The sequence below is a fragment of the Escherichia sp. E10V10 genome (assembly GCF_004211985.1).
GTDB lineage: Bacteria > Pseudomonadota > Gammaproteobacteria > Enterobacterales > Enterobacteriaceae > Escherichia.
The window spans coordinates 235,045-256,863 of sequence record NZ_RHJO01000010.1; the positions used below are offsets into that span (position 1 = coordinate 235,045).

At 52.7% G+C, this 21,819-nt stretch carries 18 protein-coding genes and 2 pseudogenes; 11 read left to right on the forward strand and 9 right to left on the reverse strand.

Features of this window, described 5'->3' with window-relative positions; genetic code table 11:
* Positions 1-120: 120 nt before the first annotated feature.
* From cusC to pheP, 5 genes are all read left to right on the forward strand, one after another.
* Positions 121-1,503: a Cu(+)/Ag(+) efflux RND transporter outer membrane channel CusC gene (cusC, locus tag D9736_RS14505; RefSeq protein WP_130258577.1), complete on the forward strand. Its 1,383-nt coding sequence runs from the start codon at positions 121-123 to the stop codon at positions 1,501-1,503.
* 23 nt (positions 1,504-1,526) lie between these two features.
* Positions 1,527-1,859 carry a Cu(+)/Ag(+) efflux RND transporter periplasmic metallochaperone CusF gene (cusF, locus tag D9736_RS14510; RefSeq protein WP_000709870.1) on the forward strand — a complete coding sequence of 111 codons (333 nt, stop codon included), beginning with the start codon at positions 1,527-1,529 and terminating at the stop codon, positions 1,857-1,859.
* A gap of 15 nt (positions 1,860-1,874) precedes the next feature.
* A complete protein-coding gene (cusB, locus tag D9736_RS14515; protein ID WP_130258578.1) occupies positions 1,875-3,098 on the forward strand; it encodes a Cu(+)/Ag(+) efflux RND transporter periplasmic adaptor subunit CusB in 1,224 nt (407 codons plus the stop codon).
* Positions 3,099-3,109: 11 nt separating this feature from the next.
* Positions 3,110-6,253: a Cu(+)/Ag(+) efflux RND transporter permease subunit CusA gene (gene cusA, locus D9736_RS14520; protein WP_130258579.1), complete on the forward strand. Its 3,144-nt coding sequence runs from the start codon at positions 3,110-3,112 to the stop codon at positions 6,251-6,253.
* 101 nt (positions 6,254-6,354) lie between these two features.
* A complete protein-coding gene (pheP, locus tag D9736_RS14525; RefSeq protein ID WP_130258580.1) occupies positions 6,355-7,737 on the forward strand; it encodes a phenylalanine transporter in 1,383 nt (460 codons plus the stop codon).
* A gap of 96 nt (positions 7,738-7,833) precedes the next feature.
* Here pheP and ybdG read toward each other — a convergent pair whose 3' ends face one another.
* From ybdG to D9736_RS14550, 5 genes are all read right to left on the reverse strand, one after another.
* Positions 7,834-9,081: a mechanosensitive ion channel YbdG gene (ybdG, locus tag D9736_RS14530; protein ID WP_130258581.1), complete on the reverse strand. Its 1,248-nt coding sequence runs from the start codon at positions 9,079-9,081 to the stop codon at positions 7,834-7,836.
* Between the two features lie 258 nt (positions 9,082-9,339).
* Entirely contained in the window at positions 9,340-9,993 is a 654-nt protein-coding gene (nfsB, locus tag D9736_RS14535) for an oxygen-insensitive NAD(P)H nitroreductase (RefSeq protein ID WP_130258582.1), read from the reverse strand.
* Positions 9,994-10,086: 93 nt separating this feature from the next.
* A complete protein-coding gene (locus D9736_RS14540; RefSeq protein ID WP_130258583.1) occupies positions 10,087-10,455 on the reverse strand; it encodes an MmcQ/YjbR family DNA-binding protein in 369 nt (122 codons plus the stop codon).
* 58 nt (positions 10,456-10,513) lie between these two features.
* Positions 10,514-10,762 carry a DUF1158 domain-containing protein gene (locus D9736_RS14545; protein WP_000682524.1) on the reverse strand — a complete coding sequence of 83 codons (249 nt, stop codon included), beginning with the start codon at positions 10,760-10,762 and terminating at the stop codon, positions 10,514-10,516.
* Between the two features lie 65 nt (positions 10,763-10,827).
* A complete protein-coding gene (locus D9736_RS14550) occupies positions 10,828-11,946 on the reverse strand; it encodes a YbdK family carboxylate-amine ligase (protein WP_001130636.1) in 1,119 nt (372 codons plus the stop codon).
* 58 nt (positions 11,947-12,004) lie between these two features.
* Between D9736_RS14550 and D9736_RS23765 the strand changes: the two genes are divergently transcribed.
* A complete protein-coding gene (locus D9736_RS23765; protein WP_276319954.1) occupies positions 12,005-12,133 on the forward strand; it encodes a hypothetical protein in 129 nt (42 codons plus the stop codon).
* A gap of 21 nt (positions 12,134-12,154) precedes the next feature.
* On the opposite strand, the pseudogene D9736_RS23840 reads toward D9736_RS23765, so the two are convergent.
* Positions 12,155-12,429 (reverse strand): annotated as a pseudogene (locus D9736_RS23840) (hypothetical protein).
* Between D9736_RS23840 and hokE (D9736_RS14560) the strand changes: the two are divergent.
* Positions 12,398-12,550, forward strand: coding sequence for a type I toxin-antitoxin system toxin HokE (gene hokE, locus D9736_RS14560; protein ID WP_000956465.1), 153 nt, complete (start codon positions 12,398-12,400; stop codon positions 12,548-12,550). The pseudogene D9736_RS23840 and the gene hokE (D9736_RS14560) overlap by 32 nt on opposite strands.
* A 152-nt stretch (positions 12,551-12,702) precedes the next feature.
* On the opposite strand, the pseudogene D9736_RS23845 reads toward hokE (D9736_RS14560), so the two are convergent.
* Positions 12,703-12,932: pseudogene (locus tag D9736_RS23845) on the reverse strand (hypothetical protein).
* Between D9736_RS23845 and hokE (D9736_RS23375) the strand changes: the two are divergent.
* Positions 12,901-13,053 (forward strand): type I toxin-antitoxin system toxin HokE, encoded by a 153-nt coding sequence (hokE, locus tag D9736_RS23375; protein WP_165383163.1) that lies wholly within the window; start codon positions 12,901-12,903, stop codon positions 13,051-13,053. The pseudogene D9736_RS23845 and the gene hokE (D9736_RS23375) overlap by 32 nt on opposite strands.
* Positions 13,054-13,175: 122 nt before the next feature.
* Here the strand turns inward: hokE (D9736_RS23375) and entD are convergent, their stop codons facing one another.
* Together entD and fepA are read right to left on the reverse strand one after the other, a co-directional pair.
* Complete coding sequence (gene entD / locus D9736_RS14570) at positions 13,176-13,796, reverse strand: enterobactin synthase subunit EntD (protein WP_130258585.1); 621 nt, start codon at positions 13,794-13,796, stop codon at positions 13,176-13,178.
* A gap of 174 nt (positions 13,797-13,970) precedes the next feature.
* Positions 13,971-16,211 (reverse strand): siderophore enterobactin receptor FepA, encoded by a 2,241-nt coding sequence (gene fepA / locus D9736_RS14575; RefSeq protein ID WP_130258586.1) that lies wholly within the window; start codon positions 16,209-16,211, stop codon positions 13,971-13,973.
* A gap of 242 nt (positions 16,212-16,453) precedes the next feature.
* Here fepA and fes point away from each other — a divergent pair, with 242 nt between their 5' ends.
* Genes fes through entF form a run of 3 tightly spaced genes read left to right on the forward strand, consistent with a single transcriptional unit; the run spans position 16,454 to position 21,755 of the window.
* The gene (fes, locus tag D9736_RS14580; protein WP_130258587.1) at positions 16,454-17,656 is read left to right on the forward strand and encodes an enterochelin esterase; all 1,203 of its coding nucleotides are present in this window, start codon (positions 16,454-16,456) and stop codon (positions 17,654-17,656) included.
* Positions 17,657-17,658: 2 nt separating this feature from the next.
* On the forward strand, positions 17,659-17,877 hold the full coding sequence (gene ybdZ / locus D9736_RS14585) for an enterobactin biosynthesis protein YbdZ (RefSeq protein WP_000885782.1): 219 nt from the start codon (positions 17,659-17,661) through the stop codon (positions 17,875-17,877).
* Complete coding sequence (gene entF, locus D9736_RS14590) at positions 17,874-21,755, forward strand: enterobactin non-ribosomal peptide synthetase EntF (RefSeq protein ID WP_130258588.1); 3,882 nt, start codon at positions 17,874-17,876, stop codon at positions 21,753-21,755. The genes ybdZ and entF overlap by 4 nt, the downstream gene beginning before the upstream one ends.
* Positions 21,756-21,819 lie beyond the last annotated feature (64 nt).

Below are 21,819 nucleotides of genomic sequence, written 5' to 3' on the forward strand. Positions count from 1 at the left end.
GCGGGATCAGATGGCAATCGCTTATTGGCAAAATGACAATTTTGTCATTTTCCTGTCACCGGAAAATCAGAGCCTGGCGAGTAAAGTTGGCTGCATAAAATCACCAGAAATTATGCGCCTATGTCTCATTGTAAATTCCTGACACTTTGTGTGGCCCTTGCGCTAAGCGGTTGCTCACTGGCACCGGATTATCAGCGCCCGGCAATGCCCGTGCCGCAGCAGTTCTCACTCAACCAGAACGGCCTGGTTAACGCAGCAGATAACTACCAGAACGCGGGCTGGCGCACCTTTTTTGTTGATAATCAGGTGAAGACGCTGATTAGCGAGGCGCTGGTGAATAACCGGGATTTGCGCATGGCGACGCTGAAAGTGCAGGAGGCACGGGCGCAATATCGTCTGACCGATGCCGACCGCTACCCACAGCTCAATGGCGAGGGCAGCGGCAGCTGGAGCGGCAATCTTAAAGGCGATTCAGCCTCGACGCGGGAGTTCTCAACTGGCCTTAACGCCAGCTTTGATCTCGATTTTTTCGGTCGCTTAAAGAACATGAGTGAAGCCGAGCGCCAAAATTATTTAGCCACTGAGGAAGCTCAGCGCGCGGTGCATATTTTGCTGGTTTCTAATGTCGCGCAAAGCTATTTCAATCAACAGCTGGCTTATGCGCAATTGCAAATAGCCGAAGAAACGCTGCGTAATTATCAGCAGTCATATGCGTTTGTCGAAAAACAACTGTTGACCGGTAGCAGCAATGTTCTGGCGCTGGAACAGGCTCGCGGGGTGATAGAAAGTACCCGCAGTGACATCGCTAAACGTCAGGGGGAACTGGCGCAGGCGAATAATGCATTGCAACTGTTATTGGGAAGCTACGGCAAGCTGCCGCAAGCGCAGACAGTAAACAGCGACAGCCTGCAAAGCGTTAAATTACCGGCGGGCTTGTCGTCGCAAATCTTATTGCAGCGCCCGGATATTATGGAAGCTGAACACGCGTTAATGGCGGCTAATGCCAATATTGGCGCTGCGCGTGCGGCATTTTTCCCATCTATAAGCCTGACCAGCGGAATATCAACCGCCAGCAGCGATCTGTCGTCATTATTTAACGCCAGCAGCGGGATGTGGAATTTTATTCCCAAAATAGAGATCCCCATTTTTAATGCCGGACGCAACCAGGCCAATCTGGATATCGCCGAAATTCGCCAGCAGCAGTCGGTGGTGAATTATGAACAGAAAATCCAGAACGCCTTTAAAGAAGTGGCTGATGCGCTGGCATTACGTCAAAGCCTGAACGATCAAATTAGCGCCCAGCAGCGTTATCTGGCGTCGCTGAAAATTACTTTGCAACGGGCGCGGGCATTATATCAGCACGGCGCGGTAAGTTATCTGGAAGTGCTGGATGCCGAGCGTTCTTTATTTGCAACCCGACAAACTTTACTTGACCTGAATTATGCCCGTCAGGTTAACGAAATTTCTTTATATACCGCCTTAGGGGGCGGTTGGCAGCAGTAATTTTTAACTCCAGGAGAGAATAAATGAAAAAAGCACTGCAAGTCGCAATGTTCAGTCTGTTTACCGTTATTGGCTTTAATGCCCAGGCTAACGAACATCATCATGAAACCATGAGCGAAGCACAACCACAGGTTATTAGCGCCACTGGCGTGGTAAAAGGTATTGATCTGGAAAGCAAAAAAATCACCATCCACCACGATCCGATTGCTGCCGTGAACTGGCCGGAGATGACCATGCGCTTTACCATCACCCCGCAGACGAAAATGAGTGAAATTAAAACCGGCGACAAAGTGGCGTTTAATTTTGTCCAGCAGGGCAACCTTTCTTTATTACAGGATATTAAAGTCAGCCAGTAACCCAGGTTTAATGAGATGAAAAAAATCGCGCTTATTATCGGCAGCATGATCGCGGGCGGTATTATTTCTGCGGCAGGTTTTACCTGGTTTGCAAAGGCTGAACCGCCCGCAGAAAAAACGCCGACCGCAGAACGTAAAGTCTTATTCTGGTACGACCCGATGTATCCCAATACGCGGTTCGATAAACCAGGTAAATCGCCGTTTATGGATATGGATCTGGTGCCGAAATATGCCGATGAAGAGAGTTCTGCGTCTGGTGTGCGCATTGACCCGACTCAGACGCAGAATCTGGGGGTGAAAACGGCTACCGTCACGCGCGGGCCGCTGACTTTTGCCCAGAGTTTTCCGGCGAATGTCAGTTACAACGAGTATCAGTATGCCATTGTGCAGGCTCGCGCTGCCGGGTTTATCGATAAGGTTTATCCGCTTACCGTGGGCGATAAAGTGCAAAAGGGCACACCGCTTCTCGACCTGACCATTCCCGACTGGGTGGAAGCGCAGAGTGAGTATTTACTGCTGCGCGAAACCGGCGGTACGGCGAACCAGACTGAAGGCATTCTTGAGCGGCTGAGACTGGCGGGAATGCCGGAGGCGGATATTCGCCGCCTGATCGCCACGCAAAAAATCCAGACTCGCTTTACGCTCAAAGCGCCCATTGATGGCGTGATCACCGCGTTTGATCTGCGCGCGGGAATGAATATCGCCAAAGATAACGTGGTCGCGAAAATTCAGGGTATGGACCCGGTGTGGGTCACTGCAGCGATCCCGGAGTCCATCGCCTGGCTGGTGAAAGATGCCTCGCAGTTTACGCTCACCGTTCCGGCACGACCTGATAAAACACTCACCATCCGCAAATGGACGCTGCTACCTGGCGTGGATGCCGCGACCCGTACGCTGCAGCTGCGTCTGGAAGTCGACAACGCCGACGAGGCGCTAAAACCGGGCATGAACGCCTGGTTGCAACTCAATACCGCCAGCGAACCGATGCTGCTCATTCCGTCACAGGCGCTGATTGATACCGGCAACGAACAGCGGGTGATTACCGTTGATGCCGACGGGCGCTTTGTACCGAAACGCGTTGCCGTTTTCCAGGCATCGCAAGGTGTCACCGCGTTACGCTCTGGTCTGGCGGAAGGTGAAAAGGTGGTTTCCAGCGGCCTGTTCCTGATTGATTCTGAAGCCAATATTTCTGGTGCACTGGAGCGGATGCGCTCTGAAAGTGCTACCCATGCGCATTGAGGGAATAGCCAATGATTGAATGGATTATTCGTCGCTCGGTGGCGAACCGTTTTCTGGTGCTGATGGGCGCGTTGTTTCTGAGTATCTGGGGCACCTGGACCATCATTAACACGCCAGTGGATGCGCTGCCGGATCTCTCCGATGTGCAGGTGATTATTAAAACCAGCTATCCCGGTCAGGCACCGCAAATCGTTGAAAATCAGGTGACTTATCCGCTAACCATCACCATGTTGTCGGTGCCTGGCGCGAAGACTGTGCGCGGTTTCTCGCAGTTTGGCGACTCTTATGTGTATGTCATTTTCGAAGATGGCACCGATCCGTACTGGGCGCGCTCGCGGGTGCTGGAGTACCTCAACCAGGTACAGGGTAAGCTGCCTGCGGGAGTCAGCGCCGAGCTGGGGCCAGATGCCACGGGTGTTGGCTGGATCTATGAATATGCGCTGGTGGATCGCAGCGGTAAGCACGATCTGGCCGATTTACGCTCATTGCAGGACTGGTTTCTCAAATATGAGCTAAAAACCATCCCTGACGTTGCGGAAGTGGCGTCGGTGGGCGGTGTGGTGAAAGAGTATCAGGTGGTTATCGATCCTCAGCGCCTGGCACAGTATGGCATCAGTCTAGCCGAAGTAAAAAGCGCGCTGGATGCTTCAAACCAGGAAGCGGGCGGTTCGTCGATCGAACTGGCGGAAGCGGAATATATGGTGCGCGCCAGCGGCTATCTGCAAACGCTCGACGACTTTAATCACATCGTTTTAAAAGCCAGTGAAAATGGTGTGCCCGTTTATCTGCGTGATGTTGCGAAGGTCCAGATTGGACCGGAAATGCGCCGGGGCATTGCCGAACTGAACGGCGAAGGCGAAGTGGCGGGCGGGGTGGTGATCCTGCGCTCCGGCAAAAACGCCCGTGAAGTGATCGCCGCCGTGAAGGACAAACTGGAAACGCTGAAAAGTAGTCTGCCGGAAGGCGTGGAGATAGTGACAACATACGATCGCAGCCAGCTCATTGACCGGGCCATCGACAACCTCAGCGGCAAGTTGCTGGAAGAGTTTATTGTGGTGGCGGTAGTCTGCGCGCTGTTTCTCTGGCATGTGCGCTCGGCGCTGGTGGCGATTATTTCGTTGCCGCTGGGGTTGTGTATTGCTTTTATTGTCATGCACTTCCAGGGACTGAATGCCAATATTATGTCGTTGGGTGGCATTGCGATTGCCGTCGGGGCGATGGTCGATGCTGCTATCGTCATGATCGAGAATGCGCATAAACGGCTGGAAGAGTGGCAGCACCAGCATCCTGACGCCACGCTGGATAATAAAACGCGCTGGCAGGTGATCACCGATGCGTCTGTTGAAGTGGGGCCGGCGCTGTTTATCAGTCTGCTGATTATCACGTTGTCGTTTATCCCGATCTTCACCCTGGAAGGGCAGGAAGGGCGTCTGTTTGGCCCGTTGGCGTTCACCAAAACGTATGCGATGGCGGGCGCGGCGCTGCTGGCGATCGTAGTGATCCCTATCCTGATGGGTTACTGGATCCGTGGCAAAATTCCGCCAGAAAGCAGTAACCCGCTCAATCGCTTTTTGATTCGTGTTTATCATCCGCTGTTGCTGAAAGTACTGCACTGGCCGAAAACCACGCTGCTGGTGGCCGCGCTTTCGGTGCTGACGGTTCTCTGGCCGCTCAATAAAGTTGGCGGGGAATTTTTACCGCAGATCAATGAAGGCGACTTGTTGTATATGCCATCGACGCTGCCGGGGATTTCCGCAGCGGAGGCGGCGAGCATGCTGCAAAAAACCGACAAGCTGATTATGAGCGTACCTGAAGTGGCGCGGGTATTTGGCAAAACCGGGAAAGCGGAAACCGCCACCGATTCTGCTCCGCTGGAGATGGTAGAAACGACCATCCAGCTTAAGCCGCAGGATCAGTGGCGGCCTGGCATGACGATGGACAAAATCATCGAAGAGCTGGATAACACCGTGCGGCTACCAGGGCTGGCGAATCTGTGGGTGCCGCCAATCCGTAACCGTATAGATATGCTTTCCACGGGCATTAAAAGCCCCATCGGCATTAAAGTTTCCGGCACTGTGCTGGCGGATATCGACGCGATGGCGGAGCAAATTGAAGAAGTGGCGCGAACGGTGCCAGGCGTGGTTTCTGCGCTTGCCGAGCGTCTGGAAGGTGGGCGCTATATCAACGTTGAGATTAACCGTGAAAAAGCCGCGCGTTACGGTATGACGGTGGCGGATGTGCAGTTGTTTGTGACTTCTGCGGTGGGCGGGGCGATGGTTGGCGAAACGGTGGAAGGGATTGCCCGTTATCCAATTAATCTGCGTTATCCGCAAAGCTGGCGCGATAGTCCGCAGGCGCTGCGCCAGCTACCGATCCTGACGCCGATGAAGCAGCAAATTACCCTGGCAGACGTGGCCGACGTTAAAGTCTCTACTGGACCGTCGATGCTGAAAACCGAGAATGCGCGCCCGACGAGCTGGATTTATATCGATGCCCGCGATCGTGACATGGTGTCGGTGGTTCACGATCTGCAAAAAGCGATTGCCGAAAAAGTGCAGTTAAAACCGGGCACCAGCGTGGCATTCTCCGGGCAGTTCGAGCTACTGGAGCGCGCCAACCATAAGCTGAAACTCATGGTGCCGATGACGCTGATGATCATCTTCGTGCTGTTGTACCTGGCGTTCCGTCGCGTGGGCGAAGCGTTGCTGATTATCAGCAGCGTACCGTTTGCACTGGTGGGCGGCATCTGGTTGCTGTGGTGGATGGGCTTTCATCTTTCCGTGGCAACGGGTACTGGATTTATCGCCCTTGCCGGGGTCGCCGCCGAATTTGGCGTGGTGATGCTGATGTATTTACGTCACGCCATAGAGGCCGAGCCGTCGTTGAATAATCCGCAAACATTCAGTGAGCAGAAGCTGGATGAGGCGTTGTATCACGGCGCGGTACTGCGCGTGCGCCCGAAAGCGATGACGGTGGCGGTGATTATCGCCGGTCTGCTGCCGATTCTGTGGGGAACGGGGGCTGGTTCAGAGGTGATGAGCCGGATTGCCGCACCGATGATTGGCGGCATGATCACCGCGCCTTTGCTGTCGCTGTTTATTATCCCGGCGGCGTATAAGCTGATGTGGCTGCACCGACATCGGGTACGGAAATAAAAGCAGGATACCCCGTTTAACCGTGTGGATTGTGTCTTGCGACGATGGGCACTAAATGTTAAAAGGTGCCCCTCAACAAAAAAGACACACAGGGGAAAGGCGTGAAAAACGCGTCAACCGTATCGGAAGATACTGCGTCGAATCAAGAGCCGACGCTTCATCGCGGATTACATAACCGTCATATTCAACTGATTGCGCTGGGTGGCGCTATTGGTACTGGTCTGTTTCTTGGCATTGGCCCGGCGATTCAGATGGCGGGTCCGGCTGTATTGCTGGGCTACGGCGTCGCCGGGATCATCGCTTTCCTGATTATGCGCCAGCTCGGCGAGATGGTGGTCGAAGAGCCGGTATCCGGTTCATTTGCCCACTTTGCCTATAAATACTGGGGACCGTTTGCGGGCTTCCTCTCTGGCTGGAACTACTGGGTGATGTTCGTGCTGGTGGGAATGGCAGAGCTGACCGCTGCGGGCATCTATATGCAGTACTGGTTCCCGGATGTTCCAACGTGGATTTGGGCTGCCGCCTTCTTTATTATCATCAACGCCGTTAACCTGGTGAACGTGCGCTTATATGGCGAAACCGAATTCTGGTTTGCGCTGATTAAAGTGCTGGCGATTATCGGTATGATCGGCTTTGGCCTGTGGCTGCTGTTTTCTGGTCACGGCGGCGAGAAAGCCAGTATCGATAACCTCTGGCGCTACGGTGGTTTTTTTGCCACCGGCTGGAATGGGCTGATTTTGTCGCTGGCGGTGATTATGTTCTCCTTCGGCGGTCTGGAGCTGATTGGGATTACTGCCGCTGAAGCACGCGATCCGGAAAAAAGCATCCCTAAAGCAGTGAATCAGGTGGTGTATCGCATCCTGCTGTTTTATATCGGTTCACTGGTGGTTTTACTGGCACTCTATCCGTGGGGGGAAGTGAAATCCAACAGTAGCCCGTTTGTGATGATTTTCCATAATCTCGACAGCAACGTGGTAGCTTCTGCGCTGAACTTCGTTATTCTGGTGGCATCATTATCGGTGTACAACAGCGGGGTTTACTCTAACAGCCGGATGCTGTTTGGTCTTTCTGTGCAGGGGAATGCGCCGAAGTTTCTTACCCGTGTTAGCCATCGCGGCGTGCCGATCAACTCGCTGATGCTTTCCGGAGCGATCACTTCGCTGGTGGTGTTAATCAACTATCTGCTGCCGCAAAAAGCGTTTGGTCTGCTGATGGCGCTGGTGGTGGCAACGCTGCTGTTGAACTGGATTATGATCTGCCTGGCACATCTGCGTTTTCGTGCAGCGATGCGACGTCAGGGGCGTGAAACACAGTTTAAGGCGCTGCTTTATCCGTTCGGCAACTATCTCTGCATTGCCTTCCTCGGCATGATTTTGCTGCTGATGTGCACGATGGATGATATGCGCTTGTCGGCAATTCTGCTGCCGGTGTGGATTGTATTCCTGTTTGTGGCGTTTAAAACGCTGCGTCGGAAAGCGAAATAATAGTGCAGGTTGGATAAGGCATTCACGCTGCATCCGACAACACGATGACAACAATCTGAAGCCGCTCTCATCCATTCGATGAGAGCGGTTTTTTAATTACTGCTTAAATGCTTCTGCCAGGGAGCGAATATCATTGCTGGTTGGCGACTGATGAAGTCGCAGACCAAACTCTTCGACGATCGCAAATATGTGGTCGAATATATCAGCCTGAATGCTTTCATATTCCAGCCACACCACGGTATTAGTAAACGCGTAGATCTCAAGCGGTAAACCGTTATCGCCCGGAGCTAACTGGCGTACCATTAAGGTCATATCTTTACGAATCCGCGGATGGTTACGCAGATATTCGTTCAGATAGGCACGAAAGGTTCCAATATTGGTCATTCGGCGCAGGTTTAATACCGACTCCGTAGAACCTTGCTGGCGATTCCACTCATTAATTTCCTGATGGCGGCTGGTTAAATAAGGCTTTAACAAATGCGCTTTATTCAGCCGCTGCATTTCAGTTTCATCAAGAAAACGAATACTGGTGACATCAATACTGATACTGCGCTTAATACGTCGCCCGCCAGAGGCTGACATCCCGCTCCAGTTTTTAAAGGAGTCAGATACCAGCGACCAGGTGGGAATAGTGGTAATAGTATTGTCCCAGTTGCGCACTTTGACGGTGGTTAAACCAATATCAATTACTGCGCCATCCGCGCCATATTTTGGCATTTCCAGCCAGTCGCCCAGTTTCAGCATATCGTTCGCGGAAAGCTGAATACCTGCCACCAGACCAAGAATCGGATCTTTAAATACCAACATCAGCACGGCAGCCATTGCGCCAAGACCACTAATCAGAATGGTCGGTGACTGACCAATCAGCAGTGAGATCATCAAAATGCCGACCAGAATCGCGCCGATCAGTTTGATCCCCTGAAATATCCCTTTTAACGGCAACTGCTTTGCCGCCGGGAATTTCTGCGCCAGATTCAAAATAACATCCAGCAACGAGAAGAGTGAAAGCAGCGCATACATCATGATCCACAACTGCGCGCAGGTGGTCAGAATATCAGCCGCTTCGGTGCCTTTTTGCAGCCAGAATACCGCCTGAATATTGACGATAATCCCCTGGAGGGTAAAAGCTAAACGGTGGAAGAGTTTATTCTGGGTAATGATTTGCAGCCACAGCCGTGAACTGGCAATGGCGCGTTTTTCGAAGGTACGCAGTACCACCCAGTGCAAAATAATATGCACTACAACGGCGGTCAGAATAATAATACCGAAAATCATCACCATCGAGGTGGTGTGATCAAACTCAATACCCGCTAAATCTTCAACCTGGGATATTAAATCCTGCATAACGTCTCCTTTATACAACAGCGGCCTATGATGACGGCTGAAAGGGGGTTATGCAAATCAGGAGAATCTGAGGGGGGATTTCCTGCGAGGGCTGATGGCAAATATAAAATTGCCTGATGCGCTACGCTTATCATGCCTACCTTGAATGAATTGGCACGAACTTGTAGGCAGGATAAGGCGGTCACGCCGCATCCGGCATAAACAAAGCGCACTTTGTCAGCAATCTGAGCCGGGATAGGGTCCCGGCTGTCAGGATAATTACACTTCGGTTAAGGTGATACTTTGCGGCAGACGAGATTTCGGCAGCGTCGCGTTAAAATCTTCAACGCTGTGATGACCTACAGGAACAACCACCAGACTGGTATAGCCTTTCTCTTTCAGACCAAATTCTTCATCGAGGATGGCGGCGTCAAAACCTTCGATGGGTACCGCGTCCAGACCCAGCGCTGCAACGCCGAGCAGGAAGTTACCGACGTTGAGATAAACCTGTTTTGCCATCCACTCTGCATCATCATGCAGATCTTTACGGTGCATATCGGCGAAGAACTTGCGACCTTTATCGTTCGCGGCTTTCGCTTCCGGCGTGGCAAAGCGGCCATCGGCATCTTCCTGGTCAACAACCAGCTTCAGCCAGGCATCGTCCATCGCGGTTTTTGCACAGAACACCACGACGTGCGAGGCATCAAGCATTTTACGCTCGTTGAACACGTAATTACCGGCAGCGGATTTGGCAACACGCGCTTTACCTTCTTCCGTGCTGGCAACAATAAAATGCCACGGCTGGGAGTTGGTGCTGGAAGGGCTGTATTGCAGCAGGGTTTTGATCTGCTCGTCCTGTTCCGGGGTAAGTTTTTTGCTGGCATCAAATGCCTTAGTGGAATGACGCTTTAAGGCGACAGAAATGATATCCATAAAGACTCCATGTGTAAGTAATTTTGCGTGCCAGCAGATTACAAGGTTCAACGAGAAATGGTAAGCGAGAAAAATGCGCTATAGATTTCCGCTTTAGCCAGGGCGCAGTCTTTTTTGATCGCGTTTAGTTAAGCCATCAACCACTAAATTCCATGAATCGTTGATCAGATCGCGAAGTAACGCTTCGGAGATTTCCTCGCCGGGATACACCGAAATCCAGTGCTTTTTATTCATGTGATACCCTGGTTTAATGCTTGGGTATATTTGCTGATTTAACAGGGATTTTTGTGGATCGGACTTCAAATTGATAAAGGGAACGCCGCGCAGTTCTGACGACAGCATAAAAATCTTGCCGCCAATTTTAAACACATCGAACTCCGCGCCAAAAGGCCAGCAAAGCTCGACAAAGGGTAACTCAAGGGCCAGGCGTTTCGCCGTTTCGTGCAGTGATTGCTTATCCATAAACGTTCCTTTAGGAGAATAAGCAAAGTATGCCGCGAAGTACGGCGATAATCGACGTTTAATCCGCCAGCGAGAACCAGCGTCGCCAGATAAAGCGCAGAACAAAATACTCAATAGCGCCCAGCACTAAAAACCACAGGCAAAACAATAAAGTGTAAAGCTGGCTAAGATCCATCAGATGGAACGTGGTCACCAGTTTTTGTGCCAGCGTCAGCCCCAGTGCGGGGGCGGGCAGCAGCAGGCAAGAGAGGAAAGCCATCAGCAAAATGCCTGCTGCGGTGGTCAAGGTTTCTAAAGGGTGTTTCATAACATTGTTAAATGTAAGTTAAAACACCATTGTCAGGGATATTCTTCTGTAAGGCAATTCCCGACTTAGTCACCGGCCCAGATCTCACAATGCTTTTTCACCAGCCCAATCAGCGAGCCGCCATCGGCGACGAAATCGCGCATCAGCTGCGCTTCATTCAGACCGCTGACGACCTGTCGATGCAGTGCTTCAATTGCGCTCGATGCGCCAATTTTATGTGCAGAAGGGGCGATTTTTTCCAGTAATCGCAAGGTGTCTTCCGTTAGCGGTCGACGATCGCCAGTGTGCGGATCGGTAATGACGCCTTCCAGCCCATAGCGACAGGCCTGGAAACGGTTGAATTTATACAGCAGGTAATCTTTCTCCTGATGTTTAAACGGGCGTTCCGTCAGTAACCAGTGGGCGGTGGCCTGAATTAATCCCGCCATATTTACCGCGTGGCTAAGGGTTAACGGGGTATCCATCACCCGAACCTCCACCGTGCCAAAATGAGGACTGGGGCGAATATCCCAGTGCAGATCTTTAATGCTGTCGATCATCGTGGTGTAACTCAGGCAGCGAAACAGGGCTTCAAATTGTTGCCAGTTACTGACCCACGGCATCGGGCCATTATCGGGAAAGGCGGAAAAAATATTGGGCCGTGAGGAGGCAAAACGCGTATCCGTTCCCTGCATATATGGCGACGCGGCGGAAAGGGCGATGAAGTGTGGCACAAACCGTGACAGGCCGTGCAGCAAATAAATGGCGTCATCGCCACTGGCGCAGCCAACATGGACATGCTGACCAAAAACGGTCGCCTGCTGGATGAGATAGCCAAAGTTTTCCAGCGTTCGTTGATAGCGTTCGTTGTCACATACCTCCTGACGCTGCCATTTCTGAAACGGGTGCGTGCCACCGCCGCAAATTTCCAGATGATGGTCTGCGGCTGCCTGCAATACGACTTTCTGCATCGCTGAAAATTGCCCGGCAGCCTGGTTGATATCACGGCAAACATCCGTCGCCAGCTCCAGCATACTTTCGGTGATATCGTGCTTTACCTCTCCGGCCGTGATCTTATTTTTAACCGCGTCAATCAGCATTGAAGAGTCCTGGCTTAAGTCATAGCCCGGCGGATTAACCACCTGCATTTCCAGTTCAATACCGAGGGTAAAAGGTTCAGAAACATGAAAATCGGGTAATGGCATAGGTTTCTCTTATGTTGGCGTTTTCTATTCAGTATAGAAGTCGGAGCGGCTGGGCGAGATGCGGAAGTTCTGGAATGTTTCTTTCTTTGGTGATGGTGAACTGATTGTGACTGAAGCAATTTGGCTACTTTTGCAATGTGACCAGTTGCGTCATAGCTGGCTGGCGGCGAAGAATTTTGACGATTGAGGCATGCAGAAAAAAACGGGTTCAGCTTCGGTTGATCAAATGGGGAGTGAGAAGTCCGAAACAGGATTTACTGTATAAATAAACAGCTATTTTGCTAAGGAAGGGTAAGATAACGGCGGGTGCCTGAAGCTTTCCGGTTTCAGGTTTACTCTGAGGTCTGGAAAGATGAAGCCCCAGGACGATATTTCTATCAACCCTGGGGCTGCCACTCCAAACCAGACAATTTGGATGGTAGTCCCTTCTTCGCATGGAGGCAATATAAACATGCTGACGAAATATGCCCTTGTGGCAGTCATAGTGCTGTGTTTAACGGTGCTGGGATTTACGCTTCTGGTCGGAGACTCACTGTGTGAGTTCACCGTGAAGGAACGTAATATTGAGTTTAAGGCTGTTCTCGCTTACGAACCGAAGAAGTAGCCGTTGTGCGGGGAGTAATCCCCGCACATCCGGTTGTCAGGTCAGGGTGGTAAGGCACCTGCTTTACACTTTCGCCCGCGGTCAGTGATGGCTGCGGGCGATTTCGTATTAAGGGCAATGATCAGTTTTGCCGACAGAAGTCCGAAACAGGATTAACTGTATAAATAAACAGCTATTTTGCTAAGGAAGGGTAAGATAACGGCGGGTGCCTGAAGCTTTCCGGTTTCAGGTTTACTCTGAGGTCTGGAAAGATGAAGCCCCAGGAGATATTTCTATCAACCCTGGGGCTGCCACTCCAAACCCGAACAATTTGGATGGTAGTCCCTTCTTCGCATGGAGGCAATATAAACATGCTGACGAAATATGCCCTTGTGGCAGTCATAGTGCTGTGTTTAACGGTGCTGGGATTTACGCTTCTGGTCGGAGACTCGCTGTGCGAGTTGACGGTGAAGGAACGTAATATTGAGTTCAGGGCTGTTCTCGCTTACGAACCGAAGAAGTAGCCGCTGTGCGGGGAGCAATCCCCGCATATCCGGTTGTCAGGTCAGGAATGGTAAGGCACCTGCTTTACACTTTCGCCCGCAGTCAGTGATGGCTGCGGGCGAATCGCTCCGGGTATTGTCAATTAATCGTGTTGGCACAGCGTTATGACTATCTTTTCTTTTATCTGCCAGTGCACAGCAAACTTCTCACCATCTCGACGAATGATGATCTGCTGTTTATTCCAGTTAATTATTTGATAATTCAGAAAACCTTGTTCTGTCTGTAACTTGCTTGCCTTAAATGCACTTTCTTTTGCTGAAAATGCCAGTGTAAGCGCCATAGGGAAAGGTAAATCGCAGCCTGTAATAATCTCGTGTTCAGTGTGGGTAATAATGTTGTCTGTCAATTCTGCTGCTGTTTGCGCAGAAAAAATTTCTTCAATATCAATGCCAATCGGTTGACGGGATACCACGGCTAATGCCGTAGTCCCGCAGTGGCTAATACTGCCGTATACCTCCGCAGGCCACACAGGTTGGCGTAGCTCGCCGATTGCGGGTACACATTTATAGCCATATTCCCGCAACGCATAAACAGCAGCGATCCGCCCGGCCAAATGTTCGGCTTTGCGTTTCCGTCCAGCGTTTTGCAGTTGCGCGTAGTGCGGCAGCCAGAGTAAATCCTGCTCGCGAAAACTCGCCGGATCAAACTCAACAAAATGCAGCGTATGTCCGGCAAAGGGGAGGGAGGTATGCGTAGTTTTCATGTCGACCATATTAGAGGCTGATGACAAACGCAAAACTGCCTGATGCGCTACGCTTATCAGGCCTACGTGGTCCTGCAATATATTGAATTGGCAAGATTTTTGTAGGCCTGATAAGGCGTTCACGCCGCATCCGGCATGAACGACGCGCGCTTTGTCAACAATCTGACGTTAGCATCAGAAGTGAGTGTTAACGCTCATATACCACGTACGTCCCGGCTCGTTATAGGTATACGCTCCGGCACCTGCGATATAGTTGGCTCCTGCCAGATCGCCTGTGGTCTGGGCATTACCCGCACGCCACAAACGCTTGTCGAACAGGTTGTCCACGCCGCCGGTCAGACTGACATTCTTCGTCACATCCCAGGTCGCGCTCAGACCCACAATGCTGTACGGACTGATTTCTTTGGTTTCAGGTCCAACCGCTGGCTGGCCTTTGTAGTTGTATTTCTTCGGCTGCTGTTTGCCGTACCAGGTGAAGGTCGTTTGCATCGACAAATCTTCCCGTGCCTGCCAGCTCAGCGTTGAGTTCAACGTATACTCCGGGATGATCGACAAACGGTCGCCCGTGGTTTTGTTTTCACTCTTCAGCATATAAGTGATGTTATTAGTCCACATGACCGTTTCGCTAACCGGTACGTTTAACGATCCTTCCAGACCTTCAACTACCGCTTTCGGCACGTTATCCCACTGATAGAGATCGGTGCCGACTGCGTTTTGCCCTACAGCAACATAGCCTGCTTCAATCTTATTGCGATAATCGTTACGGAACCAGGTGATGCCCGCCAGCCAGCCGTCGCGTTTGAACTCCAGACCAATCTCTTTGTTGATACTGGTTTCCGCTTTCAGGTCATCGTTCCCCTGCAGATAGCAGCCGCCCGCGCTGGCGTAACAGCCCTGACCTTTACTGTAGAGAATGTAGTTCGGGTTAGTCTGGTACAGGCTCGGCGCTTTATAGGCGCGGGCAATGCCCATTTTCAGCGTGAAGTCATCGCCTAATCCTTGCGATATGTTCAGCGCCGGACTCCAGTTATCGCCAACAATGCTGTGATGATCGAAACGCAGCCCCGGCGTTACGATGGTGCTGTCAGTCAGCTCCATGTTGTTTTCGGCAAACAGCGAGAAAATTTCTGCTTTTGAATATGGGCTACGGTCGGTGGCGTTCACGCCATCAATAGCACCACCAGTATTCGTTCCGGTCAGCGCCTGGGTGTTGGAACTTAAGTCCTTCATCCGCTGCTGATTCCACTCCGTACCCAGCGTCAGAGTCTGGTTAACAAGGAAATCAATCGGCAGGTTAATTTCGCTGTGCAGCATCACGTCATCAAGATCGATATCGACGAAATCCTGTGTCGCTTTTTCGTTAAATTTCCCTTCGGTGCCGCCCGCCAGACCTTCTGGAATACGTGAGTTTCGCGTGTGTTCGTACTGTACCCAGTTGCTGGTGGTCACGCCGTTATCCCAGCCGCCGTTCCAGGTCAGCGAGTAGTTCTGGCGATACAAGCGGTTGGTTTCATCACCATATTTCGAGCGGGTATAGGAATCGGAGTTGGTGTTCTGTGTGTCGCCCGCATACAGGTTGCCCTGGCGGCTGTAGCCTGCTTCCAGTTCGAGTGATTGCAGAGGCGCGAAGTCCCAGCGAACTACGCCATTAATATCCTTGTTGATCACCCCTTCGCGCCCGGCGGGCAGCGTATCCGCATATGTACCGGCACGCGCGGACTGATGCCCCCGGTTAATATCCCACGCGTCAGCCTGAGTTTTGTCGAGGTTGCCATATAAACGGAAGCTGAATTCATCACCCAGCGGACCGGTCAGGCTGAAGTTGGTACGTTTGGTGGCACCTTCCTCTTTATGTTCTGGTGCATTGAAATAAGCATCCCAGGAGCCGTGCCACTCACCGCTGCCTTTTTTGGTAATGATGTTAACTACGCCGCCCGCCGCGCCGTTGCCATAACGCGCAGCTGCCGGACCACGCAGAACTTCAATACGTTCAATCATTTCAGGCGGCACCCAGGAAGTATCACCACGGGTATCGCGCTCGCCACGCCAGCCCTGACGCACCGAGTTACGGCTGCTGACCGGCTTGCCGTCAATCAAAATCAGCGTGTTTTCCGGCCCCATGCCGCGAATATCAATCTGGCGGTTATTACCACGCTGACCACTGGTGGAGTTACCGGTCAGGTTAACGCCTGGCATGGTACGGATAATCTCCGACACATCGCGGGCGACGGGGTTTTTGCGGATTTCATCTGCGGTGATGGTCGAAACGCCAGGCGCCTGCAAGTTCTGCTCGGCGGCGGTAACGACAATGGTATCGTCATGTGAAACAGGAGTATCGGTCGGCTCTTGTGCCTGCGCTACCCCATAAATCCCCAGATTGACCAACAAGGCCAGGGAATGAATCTTCTTGTTCATTGTTTTATTCCTGCATTTTTGCCACGAATTGCAACTGTCGGGCATGGTCGTCATCAACACGACGCATCCCGCTACCGCGAAAACCTTTGATCCTGAAAGACACGCAGTGCAGTTGGTTAATAAATGTCCGCGCTTCCCACGGCGCGCCATTACGCTATTGCAAATGCAAATAGTTATCAATAATATTATCAATATATTTCTGCAATCAATGAAAAAAATCACAATAAACATAAGGTTATGATGTGGCGGCGTTAAAGGTGGGAAGTGATAGCTGGTGGCAGTCGAAACATGGCCCGGAATGGCAGCGTCTTAATGACGAAATGTATCAGGTCACTTTCTGGTGGCGTGATCCACAAGGTTCTGAAGACTGCTCGACGATAAAGCGCGTATGGGTCTACATTACTGGCGTCACCGATCACCATCAGAACAGCCAGCCCCAGTCGATGCAGCGAATTGCAGGTACCAACGTCTGGCAGTGGACGACACAACTCAATGCCGAATGGCGCGGCAGCTACTGCTTTATTCCCACCGAACGCGATGACATTTTTTCTGCACCATCCCCTGATCGCCTCGAGTTACGCGAGGGATGGCAAAAATTACTCCCCCAGGCGATAGCCGATCCGCTGAATCCACAAAGCTGGAAAGGCGGGCGAGGGCACGCTGTTTCTGCACTCGAAATGCCGCAAGCGCCCCTGCAACCGGGTTGGGATTGTCCGCAAGCGCCAGAAACGCCTGCCAAAGAAATTATCTGGAAAAGTGAACGGTTGAAAAATTCACGGCGTGTATGGATTTTTACCACCGGCGATGTACCAGCAGAAGAACGCCCGCTGGCAGTTTTGCTCGATGGCGAATTTTGGGCGCAGAGTATGCCCGTCTGGCCTGTGCTGACTTCGCTGACCCATCGTCAGCAACTTCCTCCCGCCGTGTATGTGTTGATCGACGCTATCGACACCACGCACCGCGCCCACGAACTGCCGTGTAATGCCGATTTCTGGCTGGCAGTACAGCAAGAGTTATTACCCCTGGTGAAAGCTATTGCCCCTTTTAGCGATCGCGCCGATCGCACCGTGGTCGCCGGGCAGAGTTTTGGTGGGCTTTCCGCGCTGTATGCCGGACTGCACTGGCCTGAACGCTTTGGCTGTGTATTAAGCCAGTCAGGATCGTACTGGTGGCCGCATCGGGGCGGGCAGCAAGAGGGCGTGTTACTTGAAAAGCTAAAATCTGGTGAAGTTAGCGCCGAAGGTCTGCGCATTGTGCTGGAAGCGGGTATTCGCGAGCCGATGATCATGCGGGCCAATCAGGCGCTGTATGCGCAATTACACCCCATAAAAGAATCCATTTTCTGCCGTCAGGTTGACGGCGGACATGATGCGCTTTGTTGGCGCGGTGGCTTGATGCAGGGGCTAATCGACCTCTGGCAACCACTTTTCCATGACAGGAGTTGAATATGGCATTCAGTAATCCCTTCGATGATCCACAGGGAGCGTTTTACATTTTGCGCAATGCGCAGGGGCAATTCAGTCTGTGGCCGCAACAATGCGCCTTACCGGCAGGCTGGGACATTGTGTGTCAGCCGCAGTCACAAGAGTCCTGCCAGCAGTGGTTGGAAGCCCACTGGCGTACTCTGACACCGGCGAATTTCACCCAGTTGCAGGAGGCGCAATGAGCCAGCATTTACCTTTGGTCGCTGCACAGCCCGGCATCTGGATGGCAGAAAAACTGTCGGATTTACCCTCCGCCTGGAGCGTGGCGCATTACGTTGAGTTAACCGGAGAGGTTGATGTGCCATTACTGGCCCGCGCGGTGGTTGCCGGATTAGCGCAAGCAGATACGCTGCGGATGCGTTTTACGGAAGATAACGGCGAAGTCTGGCAATGGGTCGATGATGCGCTGACGTTCGAACTGCCAGAAATTATCGACCTGCGAACCAACATTGATCCGCACGGTACTGCGCGGGCATTAATGCAGGCGGATTTGCAACAAGATCTGCGCGTCGATAGCGGTAAACCACTGGTCTTTCATCAGTTGATACAGGTGGCGGATAACCGCTGGTACTGGTATCAGCGTTATCACCATTTGCTGGTCGATGGCTTCAGTTTCCCGGCCATTACCCGCCAGATCGCCAACATTTACTGCACATGGCTGCGTGGCGAACCAACGCCTGCTTCGCCGTTTACGCCTTTCGCTGATGTAGTGGAAGAGTACCAGCAATACCGCGAAAGCGAAGCCTGGCAGCGTGATGCGGCATTCTGGGCGGAACAGCGTCGTCAACTGCCACCGCCCGCGTCACTTTCTCCGGCACCTTTACCGGGGCGTAGCGCTTCGGCAGATATTCTGCGCCTGAAACTGGAATTTACCGACGGGGAATTCCGCCAGCTGGCTACGCAACTTTCAGGTGTGCAGCGTACCGATTTAGCCCTTGCGCTGACGGCTTTGTGGCTGGGGAGATTGTGCAACCGCATGGACTACGCCGCCGGATTTATCTTTATGCGCCGCATGGGATCGGCAGCCCTGACCGCCACCGGGCCGGTGCTCAACGTTTTACCGTTGGGAATTCACATTGAAGCGCAAGAAACGCTGCCGGAACTGGCAACCCGACTGGCAGCACAACTGAAAAAAATGCGTCGTCATCAACGTTACGATGCCGAACAAATTGTCCGTGACAGCGGGCGAGCGGCAGGTGATGAACCGCTGTTCGGTCCGGTACTCAATATCAAGGTATTTGATTACCAACTGGATATTCCTGGTGTTCAGGCGCAAACCCATACCCTGGCAACCGGTCCGGTTAATGACCTTGAACTGGCGCTGTTCCCGGATGAACACGGTGATTTGAGTATTGAGATCCTCGCCAATAAACAGCGTTACGATGAGCCAACGTTAATCCAGCATGCTGAACGCCTGAAAATGTTGATTGCCCAGTTCGCCGCGGATCCGGCGCTGTTGTGCGGCGATGTCGATATTATGCTGCCAGGTGAGTATGCGCAGCTGGCGCAGATCAACGCCACTCAGGTTGAGATTCCAGAAACCACGCTTAGTGCGCTGGTGGCAGAGCAAGCGGCAAAAACACCGGATGCTCCGGCGCTGGCAGATGCGTATTACCAGTTCAGCTATCGGGAAATGCGCGAGCAGGTGGTGGCGCTGGCGAATCTGCTGCGTGAGCGCGGCGTTAAACCGGGCGACAGCGTGGCGGTGGCATTACCGCGCTCGGTCTTTTTGACCCTGGCGCTACATGCGATTGTTGAAGCAGGTGCGGCCTGGTTACCGCTGGATACCGGCTATCCGGACGATCGCCTGAAAATGATGCTGGAAGATGCGCGTCCGTCGCTGTTAATCACCACCGACGATCAACTGCCGCGCTTTGCCGATGTTCCTGATTTAACCAGCCTTTGCTATAACGCCCCGCTTACCGCACAGGGCAGTGCGCTGCTGCAACTTTCACAACCGCATCACACGGCTTATATCATCTTTACCTCTGGCTCCACCGGCAGGCCGAAAGGGGTAATGGTCGGGCAGACGGCTATCGTCAACCGCCTGCTTTGGATGCAAAATCATTATCCGCTTACAGGCGAAGATGTCGTTGCCCAAAAAACGCCGTGCAGTTTTGATGTCTCGGTGTGGGAGTTTTTCTGGCCGTTTATTGCCGGGGCTAAACTGGTGATGGCTGAACCGGAAGCGCACCGCGACCCGCTCGCTATGCAGCAATTCTTTGCCGAATATGGCGTAACGACCACGCACTTTGTGCCGTCGATGCTGGCGGCATTTGTTGCCTCGCTGACGCCGCAAACCGCTCGCCAGAGTTGCGCGACGTTGAAACAGGTTTTCTGTAGTGGTGAAGCCTTACCGGCTGATTTATGCCGTGAATGGCAACAGTTAACCGGCGTGCCGTTGCATAATCTATATGGCCCGACGGAAGCGGCGGTAGATGTCAGCTGGTATCCGGCTTTTGGCGAGGAACTGGCACAGGTGCGCGGCAGCAGCGTGCCGATTGGTTATCCGGTGTGGAACACGGGCCTGCGCATTCTCGATGCGATGATGCATCCGGTGCCGCCGGGTGTGGCGGGTGATCTCTATCTCACTGGTATTCAACTGGCGCAAGGATATCTTGGACGACCCGATCTGACCGCCAGCCGCTTTATTGCCGATCCTTTTGCCCCAGGTGAACGGATGTACCGTACCGGAGACGTTGCCCGCTGGCTGGATAACGGCGCGGTGGAGTACCTCGGGCGCAGTGACGATCAGCTAAAAATTCGCGGGCAGCGTATCGAACTGGGCGAAATCGACCGCGTGATGCAGGCGCTGCCGGATGTCGAACAGGCCGTTACTCATGCCTGTGTGATTAACCAGGCGGCAGCCACTGGTGGTGATGCGCGTCAACTGGTGGGCTATCTGGTGTCGCAATCAGGCCTGCCGCTGGATACCAGCGCATTGCAGGCGCAGCTTCGCGAAACATTGCCACCGCATATGGTGCCCGTGGTTCTGCTGCAACTTCCACAGTTACCACTTAGCGCCAATGGCAAACTGGATCGCAAAGCCTTACCGTTGCCTGAACTGAAGGCACAAGCGCCGGGGCGTGCGCCGAAAGCGGGCAGTGAAACGATTATCGCCGCGGCATTCTCGTCGTTGCTGGGTTGTGACGTGCAGGATGCCGATGCTGATTTCTTTGCGCTTGGCGGTCATTCGCTACTGGCAATGAAACTGGCAGCGCAGTTAAGTCGGCAGTTTGCCCGCCAGGTGACGCCGGGGCAGGTGATGGTCGCGTCAACAGTCGCTAAACTGGCAACGATTATTGATGGTGAAGAAGACAGCTCCCGGCGCATGGGATTCGAAACCATTCTGCCGTTGCGTGAAGGTAATGGCCCGACGCTGTTTTGTTTCCATCCGGCATCCGGTTTTGCCTGGCAGTTTAGCGTGCTCTCGCGTTATCTCGATCCACAATGGTCGATTATCGGCATTCAGTCGCCGCGCCCTCATGGACCCATGCAGACGGCGGCAAACCTGGATGAAGTCTGCGAAGCGCATCTGGCAACGTTGCTGGCACAACAACCGCACGGTCCTTATTACCTACTGGGGTATTCGCTGGGGGGGACGCTGGCGCAGGGCATTGCGGCGCGACTGCGTACCCGTGGCGAACAAGTGGCATTTCTAGGTTTGCTGGATACCTGGCCGCCAGAAACGCAAAACTGGCAGGAAAAAGAAGCTAATGGTCTGGACCCGGAAGTGCTGGCGGAGATTAACCGCGAGCGCGAAGCCTTCATGGCAGCCCAGCAGGGAACGGCGTCGACAGAGCTGTTTACCACCATTGAAGGCAACTACGCTGATGCAGTGCGGCTATTAACCACCGCCCATAGTGAACCGTTTGATGGCAAAGCGACGCTGTTTGTTGCGGAGCGTACACTTCAGGAAAGTATGAGCCCCGAACGCGCCTGGTCGCCGTGGATAGCTGAGCTGGATATTTATCGTCAGGATTGCGCGCATGTGGATATTATTTCTCCAATAGCATTTGAAACAAGTGGACCAATTATTCGTGCTGCTCTAAATAAATAACTTTATCTTAAATGTAAATCCATAATTACGATAAATAATTATGGATTTTGTTATTTGTTGTATT

Excerpts from the sequence above, each read along its gene's own strand:
- entD (WP_130258585.1), bottom strand. The coding sequence starts at position 13,796 with ATGAAAACTACGCATACCTCCCTCCCCTTTGCCGGACATACGCTGCAT.
- hokE (WP_000956465.1), top strand. The coding sequence starts at position 12,398 with ATGCTGACGAAATATGCCCTTGTGGCAGTCATAGTGCTGTGTTTAACG.
- D9736_RS14540 (WP_130258583.1), bottom strand. The coding sequence starts at position 10,455 with ATGGATAAGCAATCACTGCACGAAACGGCGAAACGCCTGGCCCTTGAG.
- D9736_RS23765 (WP_276319954.1), top strand. The coding sequence starts at position 12,005 with ATGCGGAAGTTCTGGAATGTTTCTTTCTTTGGTGATGGTGAACTGATT.
- D9736_RS14545 (WP_000682524.1), bottom strand. The coding sequence starts at position 10,762 with ATGAAACACCCTTTAGAAACCTTGACCACCGCAGCAGGCATTTTGCTG.
- cusF (WP_000709870.1), top strand. The coding sequence starts at position 1,527 with ATGAAAAAAGCACTGCAAGTCGCAATGTTCAGTCTGTTTACCGTTATT.
- cusB (WP_130258578.1), top strand. The coding sequence starts at position 1,875 with ATGAAAAAAATCGCGCTTATTATCGGCAGCATGATCGCGGGCGGTATT.
- D9736_RS14550 (WP_001130636.1), bottom strand. The coding sequence starts at position 11,946 with ATGCCATTACCCGATTTTCATGTTTCTGAACCTTTTACCCTCGGTATT.
- nfsB (WP_130258582.1), bottom strand. The coding sequence starts at position 9,993 with ATGGATATCATTTCTGTCGCCTTAAAGCGTCATTCCACTAAGGCATTT.
- fepA (WP_130258586.1), bottom strand. The coding sequence starts at position 16,211 with ATGAACAAGAAGATTCATTCCCTGGCCTTGTTGGTCAATCTGGGGATT.
- cusC (WP_130258577.1), top strand. The coding sequence starts at position 121 with ATGTCTCATTGTAAATTCCTGACACTTTGTGTGGCCCTTGCGCTAAGC.
- cusA (WP_130258579.1), top strand. The coding sequence starts at position 3,110 with ATGATTGAATGGATTATTCGTCGCTCGGTGGCGAACCGTTTTCTGGTG.
- ybdZ (WP_000885782.1), top strand. The coding sequence starts at position 17,659 with ATGGCATTCAGTAATCCCTTCGATGATCCACAGGGAGCGTTTTACATT.
- entF (WP_130258588.1), top strand. The coding sequence starts at position 17,874 with ATGAGCCAGCATTTACCTTTGGTCGCTGCACAGCCCGGCATCTGGATG.
- ybdG (WP_130258581.1), bottom strand. The coding sequence starts at position 9,081 with ATGCAGGATTTAATATCCCAGGTTGAAGATTTAGCGGGTATTGAGTTT.
- hokE (WP_165383163.1), top strand. The coding sequence starts at position 12,901 with ATGCTGACGAAATATGCCCTTGTGGCAGTCATAGTGCTGTGTTTAACG.